The 24,330-nt window shown below is 73.9% G+C and carries 18 protein-coding genes and 2 pseudogenes; 5 read left to right on the top strand and 15 right to left on the bottom strand.

Annotated features, from left to right (window positions below):
* Positions 1 to 310 precede the first annotated feature (310 nt).
* The 4 genes and pseudogenes from ACIF6F_RS08770 to ACIF6F_RS08755 all read right to left on the bottom strand — a co-directional run.
* Positions 311 to 1,108, bottom strand: coding sequence for a hypothetical protein (locus tag ACIF6F_RS08770; RefSeq protein WP_399943211.1), 798 nt, complete (start codon positions 1,106 to 1,108; stop codon positions 311 to 313).
* A gap of 182 nt (positions 1,109 to 1,290) precedes the next feature.
* Positions 1,291 to 2,382, bottom strand: coding sequence for an FG-GAP repeat domain-containing protein (locus ACIF6F_RS08765; protein WP_399943209.1), 1,092 nt, complete (start codon positions 2,380 to 2,382; stop codon positions 1,291 to 1,293).
* 221 nt (positions 2,383 to 2,603) lie between these two features.
* Positions 2,604 to 3,575 (bottom strand): annotated as a pseudogene (locus ACIF6F_RS08760) (chitinase); the annotation flags it as partial.
* Positions 3,576 to 3,785: 210 nt separating this feature from the next.
* Positions 3,786 to 4,133, bottom strand: a pseudogene (locus ACIF6F_RS08755) (carbohydrate binding domain-containing protein); the annotation flags it as partial.
* A 458-nt stretch (positions 4,134 to 4,591) separates the two neighbouring features.
* On the opposite strand from ACIF6F_RS08755, the gene ACIF6F_RS08750 reads away from it, so the two are divergent.
* Entirely contained in the window at positions 4,592 to 4,894 is a 303-nt protein-coding gene (locus tag ACIF6F_RS08750; RefSeq protein ID WP_399943207.1) for a hypothetical protein, read from the top strand.
* Positions 4,895 to 4,960: 66 nt separating this feature from the next.
* Here ACIF6F_RS08750 and ACIF6F_RS08745 read toward each other — a convergent pair whose 3' ends face one another.
* Positions 4,961 to 7,402, bottom strand: coding sequence for an ADP-ribosyltransferase domain-containing protein (locus tag ACIF6F_RS08745; protein WP_399943204.1), 2,442 nt, complete (start codon positions 7,400 to 7,402; stop codon positions 4,961 to 4,963).
* 94 nt (positions 7,403 to 7,496) lie between these two features.
* Entirely contained in the window at positions 7,497 to 9,200 is a 1,704-nt protein-coding gene (locus ACIF6F_RS08740; protein ID WP_399943202.1) for a CocE/NonD family hydrolase, read from the bottom strand.
* A gap of 101 nt (positions 9,201 to 9,301) precedes the next feature.
* Here ACIF6F_RS08740 and ACIF6F_RS08735 point away from each other — a divergent pair, with 101 nt between their 5' ends.
* Together ACIF6F_RS08735 and ACIF6F_RS08730 are read left to right on the top strand one after the other, a co-directional pair.
* Positions 9,302 to 10,018, top strand: a complete 717-nt coding sequence (locus ACIF6F_RS08735; protein ID WP_399943200.1) for a TetR/AcrR family transcriptional regulator — start codon at positions 9,302 to 9,304, stop codon at positions 10,016 to 10,018.
* Positions 10,019 to 10,152: 134 nt separating this feature from the next.
* Entirely contained in the window at positions 10,153 to 11,790 is a 1,638-nt protein-coding gene (locus ACIF6F_RS08730) for an FG-GAP repeat protein (RefSeq protein ID WP_399943197.1), read from the top strand.
* A gap of 60 nt (positions 11,791 to 11,850) precedes the next feature.
* On the opposite strand, the gene ACIF6F_RS08725 is transcribed toward ACIF6F_RS08730, so the two are convergent.
* Positions 11,851 to 13,116 (bottom strand): alpha/beta hydrolase family protein, encoded by a 1,266-nt coding sequence (locus ACIF6F_RS08725; RefSeq protein WP_399943196.1) that lies wholly within the window; start codon positions 13,114 to 13,116, stop codon positions 11,851 to 11,853.
* Positions 13,117 to 13,522: 406 nt separating this feature from the next.
* Here ACIF6F_RS08725 and ACIF6F_RS08720 point away from each other — a divergent pair, with 406 nt between their 5' ends.
* Positions 13,523 to 13,807, top strand: coding sequence for a hypothetical protein (locus ACIF6F_RS08720; protein ID WP_399943193.1), 285 nt, complete (start codon positions 13,523 to 13,525; stop codon positions 13,805 to 13,807).
* 25 nt (positions 13,808 to 13,832) lie between these two features.
* Here the strand turns inward: ACIF6F_RS08720 and ACIF6F_RS08715 are convergent, their stop codons facing one another.
* From ACIF6F_RS08715 to ACIF6F_RS08695, 5 genes are all read right to left on the bottom strand, one after another.
* A complete protein-coding gene (locus ACIF6F_RS08715) occupies positions 13,833 to 14,543 on the bottom strand; it encodes a restriction endonuclease (protein WP_399943190.1) in 711 nt (236 codons plus the stop codon).
* The gene (locus tag ACIF6F_RS08710; RefSeq protein WP_399943189.1) at positions 14,540 to 14,749 is read right to left on the bottom strand and encodes a hypothetical protein; all 210 of its coding nucleotides are present in this window, start codon (positions 14,747 to 14,749) and stop codon (positions 14,540 to 14,542) included. Before ACIF6F_RS08710 ends, ACIF6F_RS08715 begins: the two co-directional genes overlap by 4 nt.
* Before the next feature lie 198 nt (positions 14,750 to 14,947).
* Complete coding sequence (locus ACIF6F_RS08705) at positions 14,948 to 15,415, bottom strand: SRPBCC family protein (RefSeq protein ID WP_399943186.1); 468 nt, start codon at positions 15,413 to 15,415, stop codon at positions 14,948 to 14,950.
* A gap of 55 nt (positions 15,416 to 15,470) precedes the next feature.
* Entirely contained in the window at positions 15,471 to 16,802 is a 1,332-nt protein-coding gene (locus ACIF6F_RS08700; protein WP_399943184.1) for a carotenoid oxygenase family protein, read from the bottom strand.
* A gap of 2 nt (positions 16,803 to 16,804) precedes the next feature.
* Positions 16,805 to 18,091: an MFS transporter gene (locus ACIF6F_RS08695; RefSeq protein WP_399943182.1), complete on the bottom strand. Its 1,287-nt coding sequence runs from the start codon at positions 18,089 to 18,091 to the stop codon at positions 16,805 to 16,807.
* A 262-nt stretch (positions 18,092 to 18,353) separates the two neighbouring features.
* Here ACIF6F_RS08695 and ACIF6F_RS08690 point away from each other — a divergent pair, with 262 nt between their 5' ends.
* Complete coding sequence (locus ACIF6F_RS08690; protein ID WP_399943180.1) at positions 18,354 to 21,044, top strand: ATP-binding protein; 2,691 nt, start codon at positions 18,354 to 18,356, stop codon at positions 21,042 to 21,044.
* Here ACIF6F_RS08690 and ACIF6F_RS08685 read toward each other — a convergent pair.
* The 3 genes from ACIF6F_RS08685 to ACIF6F_RS08675 form a co-directional block, all read right to left on the bottom strand.
* The gene (locus ACIF6F_RS08685; protein WP_399943486.1) at positions 21,041 to 21,391 is read right to left on the bottom strand and encodes a DUF2255 family protein; all 351 of its coding nucleotides are present in this window, start codon (positions 21,389 to 21,391) and stop codon (positions 21,041 to 21,043) included. The genes ACIF6F_RS08690 and ACIF6F_RS08685 overlap by 4 nt on opposite strands.
* Positions 21,392 to 21,556: 165 nt before the next feature.
* The gene (locus ACIF6F_RS08680; RefSeq protein WP_399943483.1) at positions 21,557 to 22,762 is read right to left on the bottom strand and encodes a VWA-like domain-containing protein; all 1,206 of its coding nucleotides are present in this window, start codon (positions 22,760 to 22,762) and stop codon (positions 21,557 to 21,559) included.
* Between the two features lie 185 nt (positions 22,763 to 22,947).
* Entirely contained in the window at positions 22,948 to 24,225 is a 1,278-nt protein-coding gene (locus ACIF6F_RS08675; RefSeq protein WP_399943177.1) for an AAA family ATPase, read from the bottom strand.
* Between the last annotated feature and the right edge of the window lie 105 nt (positions 24,226 to 24,330).

Here is a 24,330-nt window from a genome sequence, read left to right as displayed (position 1 = left end):
TTTGCCTGGGAAGGGTGAGAGCTGGGGCACCGGTGCGGGCAGCGCGGGCCGGCCCCGTGGCGGCGGGCGCCTCGGGGCGTACGCGTGCACGGCGGCCGGGTCAGAGCTCTCGCTGAGCGCGTCACGCCCCTGCTTCCCCGGGCGTACCGGGGAGGGGCGCCGCGCCAAGCCGCCGCCGGGGATGCTATCTGATAGGAAAGTTTCCTACCAGATGCTGGCGCGGCTTCGCCGGGCGGGGCGGGGCGGTTCGTCTGGACGCGAGGCGCGAGGCACACGGACGCCGGACGCCCTGATGCCAGGCCGGTTGCGGTCAGGCGTCCGCCCGTAGCGCCCTGCCGGAGAGGACTCCCGCCGCGATGAGGGCGACGCCCAGCCACCACGGCCCGTCCTCGACGATCAGGACGAGGACCCCGACGGGTACCAGCAGGCCGGCCAGGGGGGCCAGCATGGCGTTCAGGCCCGGCGGCTCCGGGCCCGGCTCACCGGCCGCCTTCCGGGCACGGGCCCGGAGGGTCTCGGGGTACCAGAGGGTGAAGCGCACGGCCCCGATCAGGGCGAGGATCGGTATGACCCAGCCGGTCCAGAGGTTGTCCGGCTCGTGCAGGACCAGGTCGCCGTAGCCGCCCGACAGGGCTCCGACCAGGAAGGCGAGGCCCCACACTCCCGTGATGACCTGGTTGGCCCGCAGGAACTGCGGGGTGTCCCAGACCGAGGGGTCCGTCTGTTCACGGGCGTAGGCGAGGGTGAACGGCCGGCGCAGGGCCATGGAGCCGAAGGCGATGGCCACGAGGGCGAGGTTGGAGATCTCGCCGGAGTACGTCTCCAGCCACCGCAGGGTGCCGTCGTCCGCCAGGACCCCGATGATCGCGAGCCCGGTGAAGAAGATCAGGTCGGCCAGCTCCAGCAGCTTCCAGGAGCTGCCGGGGTGGGACCAGCGGCCGGCCACGACCAGGAGGACGGTGACGGCCAGGGCGATGCCCACCGCGAGCTCGAAGCGGCCGGGGCCGGAGAGGACGCCGAAGATGATCCACGGGGCCATGCCCACGACAGGGCTCTCCAGGAGCCTCGCGATGCCCTCGCGCGCCGTCCGATGGCTCTGGGTGCTCATCCTTCCAGCGTGGGCCCGGACGCGGCGTGCCGCATTCGCGTCGGGCGCCGGCGCGGAACGGGGCGGATCAGGACGGATCGGGACCGGACAGGTTGGGGGCGGCGGGACGGGTCGGAACGGGTCCCGGGGCTGCCGGGAGGGGGCCGGCCGGTGGCCGTCCCCCTCCCGCCGCGCCCGTGGCGTCAGCTCAGCTGCTTGAACGCTCCCCAGCCCTTGCCGAGAACGGTACGGGCGTCCAGCGTCCGGGTGGTGTCGTAGCCACTGGCCCGGTAGAACCACAGGGTGCCGCCGGCGTCGCGGGCGACGAGGTCGGCCCGGCCGTCGCCGTTGAGGTCGCCGGGAGCGGCCAGCGTGTCGTACGCGTTCCACCCGCCACCGATCAGTTCGCGCGGCGCGAAGGGAGCGTCGGCCCGGCCGGTGCCGCGGAAGATGTACAGCCGCCCGTCGGCGCCGGTGGCCACGACGTCGGCACGGCCGTCGCCGGAGATGTCTCCGGCACCGAGGATCTGCTGGTACGCGCCCCAGCCCGCGCTGACCTCGACCGGCCCGTCGAAGGTGGTCGTGCTTCCGGTTCCGCCGCGCAGCCACAGGGTGCCGTGCGCGTCCCGGCTGAGCAGGTCGCCCTTGCCGTCCCCGTTCAGGTCACCGGGGCCGAGGACGAGATCGGTGCCGCTGAAGGAGCCCTTGACGGTCTTGCCCGTGGTCAGGTGCGTAAGCGCGGAGCCGTTCCAGGTGTAGTGCTCCGCCCGGTTGTCGTCGGTCAGGGCCGCCGCGCTGATCAGCCGCTGCCCGGCCTGCACCTTCGCGTCGAGGGTGCGGCGGGTGGCGGCGAAGTGCCCGTTGGTCAGGTTGGTGTACTCCCGGACCGTGCCGGAGGCTTCGACCGCGACGATGCCGTGCTTGCCGTACACGGGGGTGACCCCCGAGTTGACGAAGAGATCGGAGTCGGTCCAGGGAGGCGTGACGCTTGTCGGGCCGCCGAAGCGGAGCGGAGTCCCGAACCGGCCGCCGCCCTTGCCGGGGTGGACGTACAGGACGCCGTCGGGCGTGACGGCCCACAGGTCCGCCTTCCTGCCGGCGTGGTTGTCGGCGGCGATCAGCTTGCTGTAGGAGTTCCAGCCGGTGCTGACGAAGACACGTGCCTTGAAGGGCGTGTCCTTCCTGCCGGTACCCGCGTAGTAGTAGAGCGTGGGATCCCCCCATGCATCGTGCGACGGTTGTGGCGAGGGAACGACCGCCGACGCCGACACGTCTCCCCATGTACCGGTGAGCACTCGCCTTCCCCCGCGAAGTGATCGAATGGTACGGGATCCGTGGCGTGTGCACCCTCCGTGGGGCTCGGGGGTGCCGGCCCGGCGGGATCCGGACCGGGCGGGCGGCCGGCAGGAGTGGCGGCCGCCGCACGGCGGCTGATCGTCCGGGCTTCGGGCCGCCGGGGGGCGCTGTGCCCCCGGGCCGGTGAGCGGCTCCGGGGGCACGACGGGGGTGGGTGGGGTCAGCGGCCCTGGAGGGACTTGACGTTGTCGCCGAAGCCCCAGCCCTTGGAGCCGTCCCAGTTGACGGACCAGGTCATCAGGCCCTTGAGGGAGCCGCCGAAGGCGTTCCAGGACTGGCCGACCAGACTCGGCCCCATGTGGCCCCCGCCCGCGCCGGGTTGGGCCGGCAGGCCGGGGACCTGCTTGTCGTACGGGACCTTGATGGTGGTGCCCTGGACGACCAGGCCGTTGTTCAGGCAGGTGGTCTGCGCGGTGAAGCCCTGCACGGTGCCGGCCTGGTACGAGTCGCCGGAGCAGCCGTACATGCTGCCGTTGTAGTACTGCATGTTCAGCCACCACAGCCGGCCGTTGTCGGCGTACTTCTTGATGATCGGCAGGTACGACCCCCAGATCGACCCGTAGGTGACGCTTCCGCCGGTGACGTACGCGGTCTCGGGCGCCATGGTCAGGCCGAAGCCCGCCGGCATCTGGGCCAGTACACCGTCGATGATGCGGATCAGGTTGGCCTGGGAGGCGGAGAGCGTGTTGATGTTGCCGCTGCCGGACAGGCCGGTCTCGATGTCGATGTCGATCCCGTCGAAGTTGTACTTCCTGAGGATCGGGACGACGGTGGCCACGAAACGGTCGGCGACCGTGCTGGAGCTGAGGTCGATGCCTGCGGTGGCGCCGCCGATCGACATGAGGATCGTCGCTCCGGCCGCCTTGGCCTGGCACATCTCGGCGGGGGTCGCGACCTTGACGCCGGTGTCCATGCCGTCCTGCCAGAGGACGGTGCCGTCGGAGAGGATCACCGGGAAGGCGGCGTTGATGACGTTGTAGCCGTGGGCGGCGATGCGGCCGTCCGTGATGGGGATCCAGCCCATGCCGGGGTGGACGCCGTTCGCGGCGCCGTCCCAGTTCTCCCAGTAGCCCTGGAGGACCTTGCCCGACGGCTTGGGCTTGGTCGGGCAGGTCTCACCGGGTGGCGCGGTCGTCGGGGGTTGAGTGGTGGGGGGCTGGGTGGTGGGCGGCGGGGTCGTCGGCGGCGCGGTGGTGGGCGGCGGCGGGCTCGTGGGGGGCGGCGTGGTGCCTCCGGGGCCCGCGAGCGAGACGTCGTCCGCGTGGTACGCCGGCTGCCCGTACCAGCCGTGCAGGTAGACGGTGACCGACGTGGTGCTCGGTCCGGTGGTGAAGCCGACGGTGAGCGGGCCGTACGACGCGTTGTTCGGCGTCCAGGCGGACGTGGTGCCGGTGAGGCCGGTCCCGGTCGCGCCGAGGTGGACGTAACTGCCCTGGACGTAGGCGCTCAGCGTGTAGGCGGAGTTGGGCTGCACGCTGACCGTCTGGCTGCAGCGGGCGTTGTCCTGGCCGGTGGGCGTGGCCTTGAGAGCGGAAGTGCCGGATCGGACCGGGGAGTTGACGGCCGCGCCCGAGTCGCCCGAACACGTCCAGCCGGTCAGGCCGCTCTCGAACCCGGGGTTCGCCACGAGGTTGCCGGCCACGTCCTCCGCGGTCGCGGCTCCGGCCGAGACGGATCCGGCCACGGCCATGGCCGCGGCGACGAGGGCGACGGCGCTCATCGCGGCGAGCGAACGCCGTAGGGCCCTCGAACCGTTCGCGGAGTGGTGGGGCGGCACCAGGGGGGCGGTGTCGCCCGGCGGCCGGTGCGTCGGCTGCGACCTTCGACGGAACATGGGGTGCTCCCTTCCTGCCGAACGCCATGGCCATGACAGGGCCGGGGTGGGGGCGACGCGCGGCTCTGGATGCGTGGGGACGTGTGGGGCCGTGCCGGTCCGGATCGTAGGAGCGGGCAGGAGGGGCGGTCAATAGGTCTGGACCAATGGACCTTCACAGGTGTTCCGCGAAGGCCGCGACGGCCATGCCGGCGATGTCCCGCGGGTGGATCTGAATGGCTGCGGAACGATTGCGGCGCCCGGCCTGCCGGGCTCTCCTGAGGGAAGGCGTGGTGCCCACGCCCTGCCGTTCCCACGTACCTCCAGGAGACAGCATGACCACTCGTCCCGACGCCCTGCCCGAGGCCGACCGCGCGTTCCTGGACAAGATCCGGTATGCGTTCGAGCAGCATCCGGAGATGGCGGACAAATACGCCCTCGCGAATCTGGCGCTCGAACGCAAGCTCGGCATCGACTTCACGCGCCGGCACGGGCGGTCCCGTATCGAGGGCGAGAGCATCGTCACCGAGTTCGTCGCACGCAGCGACTCCCCCGAGCCCGACTCCTCCACCGGCGGTTGTGTGAAGCGTGGATGGCGCCACGGCGAGTGGGTCTGCATCGAGTGGGCGACGGTATAGGACCGGCCCGGAGGGCTCCGGGCCCGCCCGCCCGCAGAGGGCGGGAGGGACTGGAGCGGACCACGGTCAGGACACCACGGGGGGCGCGTCCGTGACTTCGCTCAGGCGGACCGTGCACAGCCCGCGGGATTCGTTCCTCACCTCCGTCACCTTGAGCTGGGTGCCCGGCGTGAGGATGTACTCCTCCTCGCCGGTGAAGGCGGAGAAGCTCTTGATCCCGACCGCTCGGGCCGGTGTCACCTCGAAGAGGGTCCGCTTGCCGCGACTGCCCAGGAACCCCTTGGCCACCTTCAGCTCGGAGGTGCACGAGGAGACGCCCCACCAGGTGACCGTGCGGCCCACCGGGTACTGCGCCCGCAGGTCCAGCGACACGCCGCGGAACAGCGGCTGCGTGTAGGCCGGCAGCTCCGAGACCGCCGAGAACAGCAGTCGCAGGTACGGGAGGTAGGGCGTGACCTTGGTGCGGTCCGGGGAGCGCAGGACGCTGTTGATCTCGCGGTAGAAGGCCGACTCACAGGTGTAGAGGTGGAGCGCGGCGATCGCGTCTGCGGACAGGCCGCCGCCGGCCGCCAGGTCCGCGCGGTGCTTGCCGAAGTCGTGGGAGCGCCGGATGTGTCCGGCGAGCCCGGCCAGCGCCTCGGAGACCGGGGCGACGGCGCCCTGGAAGTCCATCAGCGGGGTGTCGAAGACGCCGGTGATCGCGGGCAGGACCAGGCCCTCGTCCTTGACGCTGGTGAGGCGCTCCAGATAGAGCTGGTGCAGGTTCATCGTCGACTCGATGAAGGCGCCCATGCGCGCCGCGACGTCCCCGGCCTGGCCGCCCGCGCCGGCCGCCGTGGTGTTCCACCCCTTGCTCGGCAGCCAGTCGATGCCGCCGGCGCCGAGCGAGGTCAGCGCGTCGTTGACCTGGGCGAAGTGGTCGCCCTCGCAGAAGATGTCGCCCTGTGCCGCCGGGTTCGCGTGGTCGAGGTGCCGGACCTCGACGTCCGGGTACTTCTGCTGGAGCCGCAGGACGACCCGCTTCAGGCTGCGGGCGTGCGCACCCCACCAGGCGAACACGACCCCGCGGTCCTCCTCGGGAGCGTCCTGCTTCGCCTTCAGGATCTCCTCCACGATCCGCTCGGCGACCGGCCGCCAGAACGCCGTGTGCTGGTCGGCACCCATCGCGCCGTCGCCGCTCGCGGTGAGCGACGCGTTGAGCAGGAGCACGCCCTGCGTCAGCATCGCCTGGAACCACTCCGGCGGCTGGACCGTGTCCCGCTCCTTCAGCAGCGCCCGCACCTCGGCGATGGGGGTCTTCTTGGCGATGCCGTACTTCCACATCGCCGCCGCCTTGATGAGGCACCGGATGCTGACGACCCGGCCGAACTGGCTGTCCTTCCAGTCGCTGAAGGTGTTGTCGAACATGGCGATGCCGGTGGCGCTCTCCGGCCGCGGGTACGGGTTCTGGCCGAAGACCACGACCTTCCACTTGTGCGGCGGATTCGGCTTGAGCGCCTGGAACGTCAGCTCGCGGACCGGGACCACCTCGTGGCTGCGGCCCTTCCCGATGAACCGCTCGGCGTCCGGCTGGGCCTCGATGACCGGCTTCAGCAGCGGGAGCCAGGCCTCCCCGCCGCCGTCGAAGAGTTCGGTGAGGGCGAGGGGGTCGTTCGCGTCGGGCCCGGTCTCGGGCTCGGCCCCGGGCTGGGGCTCGGACTCGGACTCGGACTCGGGCTGGGGCTGGGGCTGGGGCTGGGGAGGATGGGTGGGAGAGGGAGCGGCAGCATCGGCCACCGGCGCAGGGGCTTCGGGTACCGGGGCGGGGGCCAGGGCCCCCGGCGCCGGAGCGGGGGCGGCGGGCGGGGCGGCCGCCGGCGGGACGATGCGTACCCGCTGGTCGACGGGCGCGCTCTCGATCCCGTGGAGCTGCGAGACGATCGTGGCGCGGAGCTCGTCGTCGTCCTCGAACCAGTGGTCGTGGAAGAGGGTGTAGCCCGTCCACATGAGGTTGGCACACACCCGGGCGGGCACCTGGCCGGTCTGCGCCCCCAGGCCGACCAGCGCCACCGACCGGATGCTGCCGGGCTTCTTGCGGTTCTGCCGGTGGACGGCCTGGAACGCGGCCGCGCACGCCAGCGCCACGTTCAGCGTGGCGCTGACGTTCTGCGAGGAGCGCACCATCGTCGGCGTCGATATCAGGTAGCGGGGGACGGTCGCGCCGGACGGGACGCAGACCGCGCTGCCGACCGGCATGGGGCCGGCGAACCGGTCGCGGATCGCCCGCTGGACGCGCACCTGGATGCCGGATCCCAGGTGCCGCTTGATGACGGCGTCGACCCCGCCGTCCATCCGTCCCCGGGAGTTCGTGGGGGTGACCCAGGCGTCGACGTCCTCGTCGAGGATCGAGCCCTTGCGGATCTCGATGCCGGGGGTGTCGGCGAACGCGGCGCGCCACGCCTCCACCACACGCTCGTTGACGTCCGTCAGCACCACCCTGAGCGCGGGCGGCACAGTGCTCTCGGTCATCGTCCACTCCTGTCGTACAACAGCGCTTCCAAGACCTCGAACGTATCGTCCGCCACTGACAACGCAGCCTGGTCAGGGAGCCGCTGACCGGCCGTCATGCGGTTGCGGCGCGGCTGTGTCCGGGGCCGGGGGGCCCGGACAGCAGCAGCACCGAGTCCGCATGGAGGGTGATGCGCACCGGTGTGAGGGTGGTGGCGTCCAGTGGCGGCTGCCCGTTGCCGGGGTTGCGTGCGTAGCGCGGATGGGCGCCTCCGCTGATCTGCCAGCGCATGCGGTGCCCGACGGCGAAGCGGTGACCGGTGGCGCTCATCGGCACGGTGGTCTGCGAGGGGTGCTGCCCGTCCGTCCGCAGCCGGGCCAGTCCGTCGCAGACGTTGACGGAGCGGCCGTGCGGATCCACGTCGCACAGGCGGGTGAAGACGTCGGCGTGCCCGGTGTCGGTGGACACGGTGAGCCGCGCGGAGACGGGGCCGAGGACGTCGACCGGCTCCGTCAACGGCGGTCCGGTGAACGTCAGTACGTCGTCCCGGGCCTCCAGCGGTCCGTTGTCGCGCGGACCGGCGGTGCGGGAGAGCAGGGGGCCGCCCAGGGACGGGGTGGGGTCGCCCGGGTCGTAGGTGAAGGCCGCCAGTGGTGCGGGGTCGGTGGGGGCCTGCGGGGTGAGGTGTCCCTGCGCGGTGGGATACCAGGGGCTTACGGCCGCGGTCGGCGGCCAGTCGTCGAGGTTCCGCCAGGCGTCCTGGCCACCGGTGTGGACGCGCACCCGGGCGGGGCGCAGGCCGGCGGGGTCCCCGTACAGGTGGGCGCGGAGCCAGGCGAGGCTTTCGGCGAACACCTCGGGCCATCCCTGCTGAAGGGCGGAGGTGTGGGTCCAGGGGCCGACGAGCAGGGCCCTCTCGCATCCCGCCCGGCGCAGCCGCTCGTACTGTTCGAAGGTCTGGTCGGCCAGTACGTCGTACCGGCCGGTGCTCAGGCTCGTGGGGACGCGGAGGCGTTCGGCCACGCCGGCCAGGGACGCGCCGCTCCAGTACGTGTCCGTGCCGTCCGGGTGCGTCAGCACGTCGTCCAGCCAGGGCACTTCGGCACCGAGTGCCGAGGTGTACGCGCCGCGGAGCGGGCGCGCGCCGATGACGTCACGCAGGCGGCGGTGCAGGCGCAGGGTCGCCGTCAGGAACGGTCTCATGCCCTGGTGCTGGTAGGTCATGCCGACGGCGACGGCGAGGGCGGTCTCCAGGCGCGGAACGCCGCCCGCGTGGAAGAGGGCGTGGGGATCGTGCAGGCCCACCTGCACCACCATGGCCTTCAGCTCGGGCGGCGGGTCCGCGGCGAGGGCCCACTGCACGTAGCCCAGGTAGCTGGGGCCGACGGTGCCGAGCGTTCCGTTGAACCACGGCTGGTCGCGCAACCAGGACACCGTGGCCCGGCCGTCGGCCGGCTCGTTGCGCCACAGGTCGAACGCGCCGCCGGAACCGCCGGTGCCGCGGCAGCTCTGCAGGACCACGTGGAAGCCCTGTTCGGCGAAGAGCAGGCCGTACATGGGGGCCCACGGCGCTCCCCTGCCGTAGGGCGAGCGGACCAGGAGGGTGGGGAAGTCGCCCGCGGTGCGCGGGAAGTAGTGGTCGGTGATCAGCGGGCTGCCGTCGGCGGCCGGGACCTCCAGGCCGGGCTCCCAGCCCACGTCGTGCCGCTTGGCCGGGAGGCGGCGCCAGGTCGCCCTCATCAGCCGGGCGGCGAGGGGCGGTTTCCCGGCGGGTGGTGTCCAGGCCGGCTTGGGCAGACCGTGCGTGCGTGACGTCATCGTTCCTCGTTCCCCTTCCATCATTTCCGTACAGTGTACGAGAATAGGGGATGCTTGACTGGGCAGCGTACGAGCGGCCGATCAGGGAAGGAACGTGGACCATGGCGGGTGACGGAGGCGCCGGCGCCCCGGGCGTCGATCCCCAGCAGCTGTGGCTGAGGCCCGCCGAGCCCCGCAGGGGCCGCAGGCCCGCCTTCAGCCGCGAGGCGATCACGGCGGCGGCCGTCGACCTCGCGGACGCGGAGGGGCTCGAAGCGGTCAGCATGCGGAAGGTCGCCGCGCAGGTGGGAGCCGGCGTCATGTCGCTCTACAGCTACGCCCCCGACAAGGAGGCGCTGCTGAACCTGATGGTCGACCACGTCAGCGGCGAACTGCCGGCCAGCGGCACGCTCACCGGCGACTGGCGGGCCGACCTCAAGGCCGTCGCCCACCTCCAGCGGGCCCTGATGCTGCGACACCGCTGGCTGCCGGCAGCCCTGGCCACGCCCCGCGTCCCCGGGCCGAACGCCCTGGCCTTCCTGGAGCACGTACTCGCCGCCCTGCGGCCCACGGGGCTGGACGGTGCGGCGAAGCTGGAGGTCTTCGCCCAGCTCACGGGCTTCGTGGCCGGGCACGTCGGCCACGAGATCGCGCAGGCGGCAGCGGCGCAGTCCCCCGGCCAGGCCGCGCTGGAGGCGCGCTACCTCGCTGCCGTCGCCGCGGACGGACGCCACCCGGAACTCGCCGAGGCGCTCGCCGCCCCCGGCCGCCCCGTGACTCCCGAAGCCACCTTCACCCGCTTCCTCAACCGCCTGGTCGACGGCCTCGACACCGGCTGACCCCCGCTCGCGCCTCCCCGCACCTCCGCTCCTCCGGCGGCCCGCCTGCACGGAAATCCGATCGCTCAAACGTGTGCCTCCCCACGGACGAGGACCCGGGCGCGCGGCAGGCGGCGACAGGTAGCGTGCGCCGCATGGGCATGATCATGGGCATGGCGAAGTTCAGGGTCGGGATCGTCGCGGTCGCCGCGGCCGGAGCCCTTGCGGGCGGGCTGGGGGTGGGCGGGCCGGGCGCTGCGCGGGCCGCCGCTCCCGCCCCGGCCGAGGCCGCCGCGGCGCCGACCCGCGGGGACCTGACCGGCGACGGGAAGGCGGACCTCGCCGTCTACGGCGGCTGGTACGGGGGCGGCCAGGAGGTCCAGCTCGTCCCCGGTGGGACGGTCGGCCGGCTCGGCCGCGGAGCGGTCGCCGTGAACCAGAACGACCCCGGCATCCCGCTCGGGAACGACCCCGCCGCCTTCGAGGAGTTCGGCACGGTCCTCGCGTACGGCGACTTCAACCGCGACGGCCGCACCGACCTGGCCGTCGGCGCCCCCGAGGCGAGCGTCGGCGGCGTCACCTCGGCGGGCGCCGTGACCGTCCTGTACGGCAGGGCAGGCACCCCGTACTACGCGCGGGCGAGGCTCTTCACCCAGAACACCCCCGGCGTCCCGGGCGTCGCCGAGCGCTCCGACCGGTTCGCCGACGCCCTCGCGGCCGGTGACTTCGACGGCGACGGGTACGCCGACCTCGCCGTCGGCACCCCACGGGAAGACCTCGGCAGCAAGGCCGACGCCGGGTCCGTGACGATCCTGCGCGGCGGCACGGGCGGTCTCACCGCCACCGGCGCGAAGCTCCTCACCCAGGACACCCGGGGCATCCCCGGCACGGCGGACCCCATGGCCCGCTTCGGCCTGCGGCTCGCCGCCGGCAACCTGGCCGGCGGCCGGGCGGACGAGCTGGTCGTCGTCGCCCCGAACGACGGCCCGCCCGCCGGCACGCCCGAGTTCATCTGCGCCGGCCCGGCCGGGACCACCCAGCGCTCCAGGCCCTCGGGTTCGGTGACGGTGCTGCGCGGCGGTACGAGCGGCCCGCTCACGAGCAGTGGCGTGCAGTACCTGACCGCCGCGAAGCTCGCTCTCGGGGGTATCACCGGCGGCGTGTCCTCCTTCTCCAACACGGCCGTCACGGGCCGGCTGTACGGCGGCACGTACGCGGACCTGGCCGTCTCCGGACGGCAGGCGAACGGCGGGAAGTGCGGCGAGGGGGCGGTGGCCGTGGTGCGCGGGGGCAAGGAGGGCCTTCCCGCGACGGCGACGACCGTGCTCACCGCCGCCGGCGTGGGACGGCCGCGGGTGCACGGTGCCTTGTTCGGTGACGATCTGGCGGTCGGCGACGTGGACGCCAACGGCACCGACGACCTGCTCGCAATCTCCCGCCGGATCAACGACGGCAGCGACGACCACCGGGTCCCCGGGTACGCGGGGCTGATGTTCGGGTCCACCCGCGGCCCCGCCACCGCCGGCCACTTCACCTGGGAGGCCACCCAGGACACCGACGGTGACCAGCTCGTCAGCGGTGCCCTGCTGGACGTGGACGGCGACGGCACGGCCGAACTCGCCCTCGCCGCTCCCGTCGCGACCACCGAATCCGACCGGTCGACGGGCATCCTGTACGTCCTGAAGGTCAAGAGGGCCGGCACGTCCGCCGGCATCACCGCCTGGCAGCGCGTGCGGCGGGGATCCCTCGGCACGGCTGGCCACAACGGCCCCGTCGGGCCGCTGGCCCGCTAGAAGTACCCGAAGCGGCCCCCCACACATGGTGGGGGCCCCTTCACGGCGCGCCCCTGCGGGCTAGCGGTGGGCGAGGGTGTCGAACCAGCGGACCACCTGGGGAGCCGAGCGGATCGCGCTGCCGAAGTGGTCCACGTGCGGGCCCTGGTCGACGACCCGTGCCCGGGCCCCGTGCCGGGCCAGGTCGGCGGCGCAGGCGCGGGAGTTGGCGATGGGTACGTCGGTGTCGGCGGCGCCCGCGTAGAGGCGTACGGGTGCGGTGGGCCGCCAGGCGCAGCCGCCGTCGTTCGCGGCGAGGGCGGTGCGGAGGGCTCCGCGCGGGGCGAGGACGTTCTCGGCCCACTCCGGGGTCAGGAGCTCCCTCAGGGTGCCGGGCAGGGTGTTCACGATCTCGGCGTCCTGGTGGCTCCCGTCGAACAGGCCCTCCACCGACCGGGCGTAGGGCGCGCGGAACACCTCGGCGGGGTCCTCGTACAGCGGGTGCAGCCGGTTCTGCGCGGTCAGGAAGTAGGAGAGGTAGTAGACGGCGCTGCGGGGTGCCACCCGCCCGTCGGCGATGCCGGGGATCTCGGAGCCGAGGAGATCGTGGGGGCCGGCCATCGGGGCCAGCGCGCGCAGGCGGAGGCCGTGCCCGCCGTGCTGGAGTTCGCGGCCCAGGGCCATCGCCACCTGGCCGCCCTGGGAGAAGCCGGTCACGTACACGTCGCGGGTGAGGGGCCGGCCGAGCCGGGCGGCGGCGGTGCGGGCGGCGCGCAGCATGTCGGCGGAGGCGGTGACGGCGGAGGCGGTGTCCATGTACGGGTGGCGGCCCGGCCCGCCGCCGAGGCCCAGGTAGTCCGGGGCGGCGACGGCGCGGCCCGCGGAGGCGTGCAGGTACGGGAGGAGGCGGTTGGAGCCGGCGCCGCCGGAGGGGGCGTCGTCGCGGTGCGCGACGGTGCCGTGGGTGTCGGAGACCAGGTCGAGGCGGTGCGGGCCGCCGCGGGGCAGGACCAGCAGGCCGGTGGCGGTGGTGGGGCGGCCGTACGGGTCGACCGTGGCGTAGGTGAGGCGGTGGGCGGTGACGCCGTACCGGACGGTGCCGGGGTCGATGCCGAGGGTGCCGAGTGCGTCGACGACCTGGGCGCGGCCGAGGGTGTCGAGCCGCGTGATGCCGGTCAGGGTGCCCCGGGCGGGCGCGGGCGCGTGGGTGGCGGGCGCGGCCGGGGGCGCGGCGGCCAGTGCTGCCGGTGCGGCGGTGCCGCCGAGTACGGCCGCGAGGGCCACGGCAGCGGCACCGCGCCGGAGCCATGCCTTCCGGGTGTGTGGAGTGCGGGTCGTGGTCGTCATGCCCGGAACGCTACGGATGCGCCGCGCGCCCCGACATCCGGTGCGCCGCAGGGCTGTTGCGGGGGAAAACCCCCGGTCCCGGCGGTGCGACCGGGACGGGGAGACCGGCGTGAGACGGGGGCCGCCGTCTGCTCGGCCACCGGCCCGCGCCAGGGTGGCGGCATGACGACCTCGTTCCGCGCGTGCTGCGAGGACGCGGATCCGTGGACGGAGGCGATGCGGGCGCTCGGCGCTCCGTCCTGACTGCACCCTCTGGCCCGCAGCCCGCTTCCCGTTCCCGGGTACCAGGTGCCGCCGGTCCCGCTGCACCTATCGGGTGCCTTCCGGTCGTACCGCGAGCGGGGCGGTGCGTGGGGAGGTTGTCGTCTGACGCAACGTGACCTCGGGATGGGTGAGGAGAGCAGCCGTGTACGCAGTGGTTCGGCGGTATGAAGGGGTGACCGATCCGGCGGAGACGGGGCGCCGGGTGGCGGAGGGCTTCGTTCCCGTGCTGCGCCAGGTCACCGGGTTCGTGGCCTACTACTTCATCGACGCCGGGGGTGGCGTGATGGTGTCCACCAGCGTCTACGAGGACCGGGCCGGGGCCGAGGAGTCGGTCAGGCGCGCGGCTGAGTTCGTACGGGACAACATCGCGTCCTTGCTCCCGAACCCTCCCCAGGTCACCGCCGGCGAGGTCGCGGCCGCCGGGTGACCCGCCCGGCTGCACGTAGCCCTGTTCAGGACAGGGTGGTCGGTCTCCGGGGTGGCGGGACGGCCCGGAGCAGCTCCCAGAGAGGGCGTGAGCCGGATGCCCACGCTGCGAGGGTGTGGCGGTCCACCACATGGAGACGCTGCTGCTCGGCGAAGGCCTGGGCCGGCGCGGTGACCCGGCCGTTGGTCACGATCACCGCGACGTCGGCGCCGTGGACTTGGCGAGCGGTGCCGTTGAGGACTTGCAGATCGGGAGTGCCGACCGCAGACCCGGCAAGACCGTTGCCACGGTGTTTGCACTGGATCACCCAGCGCCGTCCGTACGGGTCGGTGGCCTTCACGTCCGCGCCGAGGTCTCCGCGGCCCCCGACGCGCACCGCGTCCTGGCAGCCGTCCCGGCGCATCAGGTCCCGTACCGCGTCCTCGAACCGGGTGTGGTGCAGGCTGTCCAGCTGGGACAGCGCGTATCGCAGGCCCTGCGCGCGTACCGCCTCCCACCGCGCCCTCTGCTTCAATTGGTGGAGTCGGCCCGCGGCGGCCGACAGGACGAGGAGGCCGGCGGCGAGCAGGATCCACCAGTGCGCCAGCAGCCAGTTGACGACGGTCACCACGACGGCGATGGACATGACCACAGCCGCCAGGAGGCCGGTCAGACGCTCGTTCGCGCGCTGCCGCCGGCTCGCCCTGCGGGTACGCCGCCGCGCCCGGGGCCGTCCCTTCCGGGCTCCCGGGCTCATCGACTGGCCTGCGTGACGCCGCTCGCCAACTGCGTCAGGACATCCTGGATTCCCTGGCCGACCGGGGTAGGAGCGAGCAGCACGCCCAGCGCCAGGATGATCAGCGCCGTGGTGCGCTCCTCGTTCCGGCTGCGAGCTTGCGTACGGCGCCGCAGCCGGAAGAAGACGATGATCGCAAGCAGCACGGCCACGTTGATGGTCAGCAACCGTCCAGACCTCCCCCAACGATCGGCCTCACCGGCAGACGGCGGCGGGCCACCCTGCCTTCATGTGTAGCGCCGTCGCGGTGATGGGGAAGCGAGGATGGGAGCGAAGGGCTGGAAGCGGGCGGAGGTGGCCGGATTTTGTGTGGGGAAACGGCGAGGAGCCCGGCCCCGTTGGGGGCCGGGCCTGGTGCGGGGCGGTTACTCCGCTGCCTGTTTGAGGGCGGTCAGCCAGGTGGTCAGGGCGTCGTCCAGGGCGGCGGCGAGGGTGGTTCGGTCGGCGTCGACGGGGGCGCCTGACCAGGACTCGCGGGTGCGGACCACGACGTCGTCGCCGTCTTCGGTGAAGGTCCACTCGTGTATGCCCGTGATGCCGTGCGCGGGGCCTCCCCAGAGGATGCGGTGCACCGCGGGGTCGACCGCGTAGACGGTGGACTCGATGGACATCCCCGCGGTCGCCCAGTGGAAGGCCGTCCCGGGGGTGAGGGGGCCGTCGATGCGCGCCTCGGTGACGGCGGACAGCCACTGCGGCCAGCTTGCGATGTCGGTGTGCAGTTGCCAGGCCCGGTCGAGGGGGGCGGTGATGCGGATGGAGTGGTCGGCGATGACGGGGGCGGTCTCGTCGATGGTGGTGGGGTGGTGGTCGTGTTGGGGGGCCGTGGAGGTCATGGTCGCTTCTCGATTCCGGGTTGGTCCCGGCGGGTGACGGGGTGGGTGGTGGGCGTCAGGCGGTGGGGTTCGGGATCCAGTCGCCGTGGATGCCCGCCGGGACCCGGCGGGGCAGTTCCACCGCGGCCACGGTGCTCAGGTCGCCCGCGTCCAGGACGAGCAGTTCCGAGGCATCGGCCTTGACGTCGCTGACGATGGTGAGCAGGTAGCCGTCGTCCTCCGCGGAGCCGCCCTCGGCGGGTACGAAGACCGCCTCGCCCGGCATCCGGCCCTCGCCGTGTGCCAGCAGCGTCTGGCCGCCGGTCCGCGAGTCCAGCTTGACGGTGTGGTAGCCCGACAGGCCCGCGCCCGGGAACGCGATGGCGTAGCTGTAGCGGTGGTCCGAGCCGGTGCGGGCCTCGTTGATCGTCGGGAATTCGGTGACCAGCTCGTTGAGCGACTCGGTGGTGACCTTGCCCTGGGCCGGGTCGACGATCCAGCGGTGGAAGGTCGAGCCGGCGGCGGGGCTGGTGCCGTGGCCGGGGGCGCCGACCCACCACTTCCAGGAGTTCTCCCAGGCGGAGCGGTCGAAGCGGGGTGCTTCGAGCACGATCCGGCCGTGCGGGTCGGTGTAGGCGTTCGCGACGTGCAGCAGCGCCGCCTGGTCGGGCGCCTCGTACCAGGTGGTCCGGCCACCGGCGCGCGGCATCACGCCGATGCGCAGCGGGACGTCGTCGTGCCAGCGGTAGGGGATGCCGGAGTGCTCGGCGTGGTCGAAGACGACCGGCGAGTTGAGGAAGACGACGTGGTCGCGGGTGATGGCGAAGTCGTGCATGAGGGAGGGGCCGGAGCCGTCGACGGCCTCGGAACGGACGATGGCGCCGGAGGCGTCGGCCACGTAGTAGGTGAGGTACGGCGCGAAGGGGCTGTAGCTGAAGAAGTGCAGCTCGCCGGTCTCCGGGTCCTCCTTCGGGTGGGCGGTCATGGAGCTGGTGAGCTTGCCGCCGAAGTCGTGGACGCCGATCGTTTCGAGGTCGGCGCCGACCTCCCAGGGAAGGTTGGCCTCCTGCAGGGCCAGGTAGCGGCCCCCGTGGAAGATGATGTTGGTGGCGGCGGCGCTGACCTCCAGCTCGGTTCCCGTGAACGGGACGCCGTCCAGGAAGGGGGTGCGCACCCAGCGGTTGCGGTACCACTCGGCCCGGCCGTCCCGGAGGCGGACGCCGTGGAGCATGCCCTCGCCGCGGAACCAGTGGGTCGGCGTGACGCCCGGCCTGGGGTTGTGGCCGTTGCGGAAGTAGCGGCCGTCGAGCTCGGGCGGGAGGGTGCCGCGGACCTTCAGGTCGTGGCCGGTGATCTCGTCGGCGACCGGGGTGAAGTGCTCGCTGATGTAGGGCTTCCGGAGGGACATGGTCAGGCCTTTCGGGTCGAGAGTGCGGAGATCAGGAGGGTCAGGGCGGCGCAGGCGAGGAAGGCCGCGCCGGAGGTGGGGAGCAGGGTCAGGAGGGCCAGGCCGACGGCTCCGCCGATCTGGCGGGTGGCGTTGACCAGGCCGCCGGCCAGACCGCTGTCGGCGGCCGGGACGCCCGTGGAGACCGTGGTGGTGAGCCGTACGAAGGCGGTCCCGAGGCCCGCGCCGATGAGGAGCGTGGGGCCGAGGAGATCCATGAGGAAGGTGCCGTCGGCCGGGGTCCGCGACAGCCAGGCCAGTCCGGCCGCCAGGACCAGCAGGCCGGCGGGGAGCGCCCTGCGGGTGGGCAGCCTTCCGGTGAACCAGGAGGAAAGGGTGATCGTCAGGGCCAGCGGGAGCTGGGTGAGACCTGCTTCCAGGGGCGAGTAGCCGAGGACGCGTTGCTGGTAGTGGGGCAGGAAGTAGAAGACTCCGAGCCAGACCGCGCCGAGCAGGGCCATCAGTACGTTGGGCACCGCGACGACGCTCATCCGGGCCGGCAGCAGCGGGGCGGCCGACCGCCGCTGGAGCAGGGTGAACAGGCCCAGCAGCACCAGGCCGGCCAGGGCCAGGGGCCACGGTCCGGACAGCCCGTAGGTGAGGGCGACCAGCCCTGCCGTCACCGTCACCGTGCCGGGGGCGTCCATGCTGCCGCCGCGCGGCCGGTCGGGGCCGACGAGCAGCCGGGTGGCCACCAGCACGGCCAGGGCGAGCGGCACGATGACGGCGAACACCGCCCGCCAGCCGTACAGACCCGTGAGCAGCCCGCCCAGCAGTACGCCCGCCGCACCGCCGGCGCCGGAGACCGCGCCCCACACCCCCAGCGCGGTGCCGCGCCGGTCCGGGCCGGTGTAGAGCGTCAGTACGAGGGCCAGCCCGGTCGGCGCCAGCAGTGCGGCCCCGATCCCCATCGTCACCCGGAAGGCGATGAGCGCGATCGCCGACGGGGCCAGTGCCGCGCCCAGGGCGGAGAGGGCGAACACCGCGGTGCCGAGCAGGAACACCCGCCGGAGGCCGTACACGTCGCCTGCCCGGCCGCCCGGCAGCAGCAGCGCGCCGAAGACCAGGACGTAGGCGTTGACCGTCCAGGCCTGGCTCGTGTCCGTCAGGGCGAGTCCGGCCCGGATCTGCGGCAGGGCGACGTTCACGATCGAGGTGCTCAGCACGACGAGGAACTGGGCCGTGGCCAGAACTCCGAGTGGGGTCCAGCCGGTTGTGACGGCGGGTGTTTCCGGTGCGGTGCGGGTCATGGCCACAGCTTCGCGGCCGGCGGACTCCGCTCGCGTCGGTGGTCATCACCTATACGCGGTTCGCCGAGACGGGACCCGTAGGTGGAGGCGGCCGTAACTGCCGTACCGTCGGGCGCCGCGGGTGACGCGCCGGGGGCCCGGGACCGGGCGGGCCGGCCCGCCCGGGGAGGCCGGCGGGGCTGGTGCGGCTGGTGGGGCTGGTGGGGCTGGTGGGGCTGGTGACGATTCCGCCAACGGCGCTTCACCGCATAGCTTTTGGGACATGCCCCAGACACGTACGGACGCACTGATCGGCCGCCAGGACGAGATACGCCGCCTCGACGCCCTGCTGCAGGCGGCACGGGAGGGGCGCGGCGGCGCCCTCGTGCTGCGTGGTGAGCCGGGCATCGGCAAGAGCGCGCTGCTGCGGCACCTCGGCGACGCCGCGAGCGGCTTCCTCGTGGTACGGGCGTCCGGCGCGGAGTTCGAGATGGAACTGCCCTTCGCCGCACTGCACCAGCTGCTCGCCCCCGTCACCGGCGGGCTGACCGCGCTGCCCGCGCCGCACCGCAAGGCTCTGGAGATCGCCTTCGGGCTCGACACCGGCACCCCGGATCCGTTCCTGGTCGGCGTGGCTTCCCTGGGCCTTCTCGTGGAGGCAGTGCGGGAACGCCCCGTCCTGTGCGTCGTCGACGACGCGCACTGGCTGGACCGGTCGTCGGTGAAGGCGCTGGCGTTCCTGGCCCGGCGTGTGTCAGCCGAGTCCATCGCCCTCGTGTTCGCCGCGCGCGAGCCGAGCCGGCTGCCCGAACTGGAGCAGCTGCCCGGCCACACGCTCCAGGGCCTCGGGGAGGCGGAGGCCCGCGCGCTGCTGACCGCGGCGGTGCGCGCCCCGCTGGACGAGCGGGTGCGCGACCGGATCCTGGGCGAGGCGCGCGGCAACCCCCTGGCACTCGTGGAGCTGCCCAGGACCGCCGGGCCGACGGGGATGGCGGGCGGCTTCGCCCAGCCCCGCTCGGTGCCCGGTGCGATCGAGCAGAGCTTCCGGTCCCGGCTGGAACTCCTGCCGCCGGCCGCGAGGTTGCTGGTCACCCTCGCAGCGGCCGAGCCGATCGGCGACCCCGGCCTGCTGTGGCGTGCCGCGGAGCTGCTCGGCATCGACGCGGCCGCCGTGGCGCAGGCCGTTGCGCTGGTCGACTTCGGCACCCGGATCCGGTTCAGCCATCCCCTCGCACGCTCGGCGGCCTACCGCGCCGCGACCCCGGACGAGCGCCGCAGGGCGCACAAGGCGCTGGCCGCCGTGACCGACCCGGAGGCCGACCCCGACCGGAAGGCCTGGCACCGTGCCCAGGCCAGCCCCGGCCCGGACGAGGAGGTGGCGGCCCAGCTGGAGATCTCCGCCGCCCGCGCCCGGGAACGCGGCGGGGTCGCCGCGGCGGCGGCCTTCCTCGAACGTGCGGCCGAGCTCACCGTCAGCCCGGCCCCGCGGACCGAGCGGGTCCTCGCCGCGGTCCAGGCGAAGCTGTCGGCAGGCGAGTTCGAGACGGCGGCCGACCTCCTGACCACCGTACGCACCGACGATCCGGGCCAGGGGGCCAGGGCCGACCTGCTGCGCGGCAGGCTGTCGTTCGTACGCCGCCGGGGCGACGAGAGCCCCACCGCGCACCTGCTGCGGGCCGCCGCCCGCCTGGCGGACGCCGACCCCGCCCGGGCCCGGGAGTGCTGTCTGGACGCCTTCGAGATGGGCCTGCTGCTCGGCGGCCTCGACGAGGTGGTGGACGCCGTCACCAAGACCCCGCCGGCGGAGGAAGCGGCGAGCCTTGCGGCGGGCAGCGCGGGAGCGGGCGGCGCCGCGGCCGTGCTGACCGGTCTGGTCTGCCTGGTCCGGGACGGACACCGGGCCGCAGCACCCGTCCTCGGGCCGGTCGTCGCCGAGCCCGGCGACGAGGTGTGGCGACGCCGGCCGTCGCTGGGCTTCATGCTGGCGACCGAGCTGTGGAACTTCGGGACCCTGCACGGTGTCGCCGCCCGCGCGGTCGGGGCCGGCCGCGAGTCGGGGTCCTTCCACCTCCTGCCCATCGGACTGGCCATGCAGGCCACGGCCAAGGCGCACAGCGGCGACTTCGGTACCGCGGTGGAGCTGATCTCCGAGGAGGAGGCGATCGCCGACGCCACCGGGGCGGCACCGCTGGTCTACCCGCGCCTGCACCTGGCGGCACTGCGCGGGCGGCGCGAGGAGGCCCTCAAGCTCTTCGGGACGGTGGGACCGCGGATGAGCCTCAGCGTGCAGTGGGCGACGGCCGTGCTGAACAACGGCCTGGCCGACTACGCGGCCGCGCTGGAGGCGGCGAGGCGGGCGGTCGATTCCGGCGTCGTCGGCATGGCCGGCATGGCCCTGCCCGAACTGGTCGAAGCCGCGGTGCGCTGCGGGGAGACCGAGGCCGCCGCCGCGGCCCTGGCGTCGCTCACGGAGCGCACGCAGGCCGGCGGGCACGCGTGGGGCCTCGGCGTCGAGGCGTACGCGCGGGCGCTGGTGACCGAGGACGAGGGCGCGTACCAGGAGGCGATCGCCCTGCTCGGCGACGACGCCCTGGTCGTCTACCGCGCCCGCGCCCACCTGCTGTACGGGGAGTGGCTGCGCCGTCAGGGCCGGCGGCGGGAGGCCCGTACCGAACTGCGGCAGGCGCACGAGTCACTGACCGGGCTCGGCATGGAGGCCTTCGCCGACCGGGCGGCCGGCGAACTGCGCGCCACGGGTGAGCAGGCCCGCCGCCGTACCGCCAAGGCGTCTGACCAGCTGACGATGCAGGAGGTGCACATCGCCCGCCTGGTCGCCGACGGCGCCACCTCCAAGGAGGTGGCGGCGAAGCTGTTCCTCAGCCCGCGGACGGTCGACGCCCACCTGCGGAACATCTTCCGCAAGCTCCAGCTCACCTCGCGCAGGCAGCTGCGGGACCTGCCGGACATCGGTTAGCCCCGTGCGTGGAGGCGCATGGTGGTGGCGGCGGTCCCCGGGAGGTTCATCGACTCCACGGGACCCGGCCAGCCGAGTCCGTACTTGTCCCGGTAGGCGTCGGAGACGCGCCGGACGAGCCCGGGGTCGGTCACCGGCCGCAGGGTGACGGGCCCCTGGGCTCCGTCGGCTTCGACCCGTACGGCGGCGCCGTCCAGCACCCGCCGGTACCAGGCGCTGCGCCGCCCGAACGCCGAGCGGACGTAAGCGTGTCCGTCGACCAGCACCAGCCAGACGGGCCTGGCCGACCAGCGGCCGTCGTCGGCGTGCCGCGTCCACAGGATGATCTCCATGGGATCCGTGAGCATGTCCACGGGACCACCCTCGCGCCCCGGGCAAGGTGCACGCGTCGGCGGTCATCGCCTAGATCCGGGCCCGCCGGGGCCGCGCGGGCGAGCACTCGGCCTACGCGTAGTAGGCGGCGTACCGGGCCCTGTGCCCCTGGACGGAGCAGTCCTCGAACTCGCCGCGGGTCAGCCGATGTGGACCACGCGGGCCCAGGGGGGCGGGGTGTCGGGGACGTAGTCCGGGTCGTCCTCGTCCGCCGCGCGGGCGGGTCGGGGGAAGAGGCCCACGACCGTGCGGCAGGGCGGCTGTGAGGAGGGCCAGGGTGTCTGGCCGTCGGTCAGGGCCACGATGACGTCGGGGCGGGGGTTCGCGCGGAGCGCCCGGGCGAACCCCGAGCGCAGGTCCGTACCGCCGCCGCCGACGAGTTCCAGGTTCTCCGCGCGGCACAGCGGTACGGCGACCCCCGCGGCGGCGTCGCAGGAGATCACCGAGACCAGGTCGCGCCGCCCGCCCACCGCCCGCGAGATCGCCGCCACCTCCAGCAGCGCGCTGCCCAGTTCGGCGTCGCTGACCGAGCCGGAGGTGTCGATCACGACGCACACCCGGGGCGGCATCCGGCGCAGGCTCGGCAGCACCACGCCGGGGACGCCGGCGGAGCGCCGGGAGGGACGCCGGTAGCTGTGGTCCTCCCCCGTTCCCGGGGCGCCCGCGGCCGCGCGGACCGCCGCTCCGAGCAGCTGCCGCCACGGCTGCGGCGGGTGGAAGGCCTCGTCGGCCCACCGCCGCCACCCCTCCGGGGCGTCGCCCGGGCGGCCGGTGATCGCCTCGGCGACCCGGAAGCGCACCGCGTCCCGCTGCTGGCGGGTCAGGCCGTGGGACCCGTCGGGCCCCAGCTCCCAGGGCCGCGCCCGGCCGTCGGCGCCGCTGCCGCAGTCGAGCCAGGCCAGCCTCGGCGTGCGGCCGGCCGTGGAGAACATCCGCAGGTACTCCTCCATCAGCAGCCCGTCCTCCAGGCCCATCATGCCCGGCCGCACGGCCCCGGCAGGGCTCGGCAGACCGTCGCCGTAGATGTCGTCGTTGATCTCGAAGTCGGCCGCGATGTTCTGCCGCAGCCGGTCGCCCGGTCCGTGTTCCCCGTGCTCCCGTGCGTAGCGCTCGCTGCGCCCGTGGTGGTCTCGGAGGAGGTGCGAGACCTCGTGCACCCAGACCCCCGCGAGCTCCTCCAGCGGGGTGCGCGCCACGAAGGACGGGGACGCGTAGCAGCGCCAGTACGCGTCCACCGCCATCGTCGGCACCGACCGGTCCTCCACCACGTGCAGCGCGAACAGCGCGCCGGCGAGGTACGGGCGCACCTCGGCCGCATACAGCCGGGCGGCCAGCAGTTTCTCCAGGTCGAGCGGGAGATCGGGGCCGGGCGGCCGGCACGGGTCCGACGCCTGAACCGGACGCGGGGGCGGCGGCGGGGCCATCGGGCGCGGCAGCGGGCGCGGCACCGCCGCGCGCGCGTGGCCCGTCGCCGACACCGCCGGCTTGCGGGCTTGTGCCGTCCTCGGCACCGGCTTCCGCGCGTTCCCCGTCATCGGCGCCCACCCGCGGCACGCGAGGCGGCGGCTGCCGCGGTCCGGGCCACCGATTCCTCCGCACGTTTGGCGAGACCGACCACGCCGGCCAGCCGCTCCACCGCCTCGGGCACCTCCCAGCCGTCGCGCCGCAGTCCGGCCAGCGCCTTCGCCGGCCCGACCAGCAGGTCCGGGGTACCGGTCTCCAGTGCCCTGACCAGCACCGCCCAGGCCGCGTCCCAGCGCTCCCGCTCCGGGCGGGCACCGACGGCGGCCACCACCGCCTCCAGGGCGGCCTGCCGCAGGTCACCCCGTTCCGGCAGTTCGGCGCGGGCCGGGTCGGCCAGCAGGGAGTCCGGGTCCGGGAGTTCCATCCGGTCGATGTGAGCCAGGAGTTCGAGCCCCGGCCCGTCCCCGACCGCGCCCCGTACCAGCAGCGCCAGCACCTCCCGGGAGACGGCCGCCGCCGTGCCGAAGGCCAGCAGCGTCATCGCCGCCTCCCAGCTGCGCGGCGAGGGCCAGGCACCCCCGCGCCGCGTCTCGGTGGTCGGCAGCCGGTGGATCAGCGTCGGCCGCGCGTGCAGGAAGCCGCACACCGCGCGCCGGGCGAACGCCACCGCCTCCGGCAGCCCCGCCGGATCCAGCCCGGGCAGCTCCGCACGCGGCCAGACCCCGCCGAGGCCGCGCACCACCACGTCCCGGTCGTGCACCCAGTAGAGGTGCACGAACCGGTTGGCCAGCGGGGGGCTCAGCTCCCAGCCGTCCGCTGCCGACGCGCGGGGGTTGGCGGCGGCCACGATCCGTACGCCGGGCGGCAACTGGAGGGCGCCCACCTTCCGTTCGAGTACGACCCGCAGCAGGGCCGCCTGGACGGCCGGCGTCGCGGTGGACAGCTCGTCCAGGAAGAGCAGTCCGCGCCCGGCGCGCACCAGCTCCACGGCCCACTGCGGCGGGGCCATGGGCACCCCGTTCACCGCCGGGTCGTCGCCGACGACGGGCAGGCCGGAGAAGTCCGTCGGCTCGTGGACGCTGGCGATCACGGTGGTCAGCGGCAGGTCGAGGGAGGCGGCGAGCTGGGTCAGCGCCGCGGTCTTGCCGATGCCCGGCTCGCCCCACAGCAGGACGGGCAGGTCGGCGGCGACGGCCAGGGTGAGCGCCTCCAACTGCTCGTCGGGGCGCGGCTCGGTGGTCGTCGTCCGCAGGAGGGTCAGCAGGTCGCCGGCGAGGGCGAGCTGGGTGCGGGTGGCCGGGAGCGCTGCCGGCTCGGAGAGGAGGGCGCTGGGAGTCATGGGCATCACCTGGTGCATGCGGGGACGGCAGGGGCCGTCCTGGGTGTGTGGAGGTCGAGGCGCGCGGTGTGGCACGGTGCCGTGCAGCGCCGTGCGGTGCCGTGCGGTGCC

This window comes from Streptomyces sp. NPDC086023 (assembly GCF_044540325.1).
Lineage (GTDB): Bacteria > Actinomycetota > Actinomycetes > Streptomycetales > Streptomycetaceae > Streptomyces.
The sequence above is the reverse complement of the archived record's forward strand: the minus strand, read 5'-3'. Positions and strand labels throughout refer to the sequence as shown.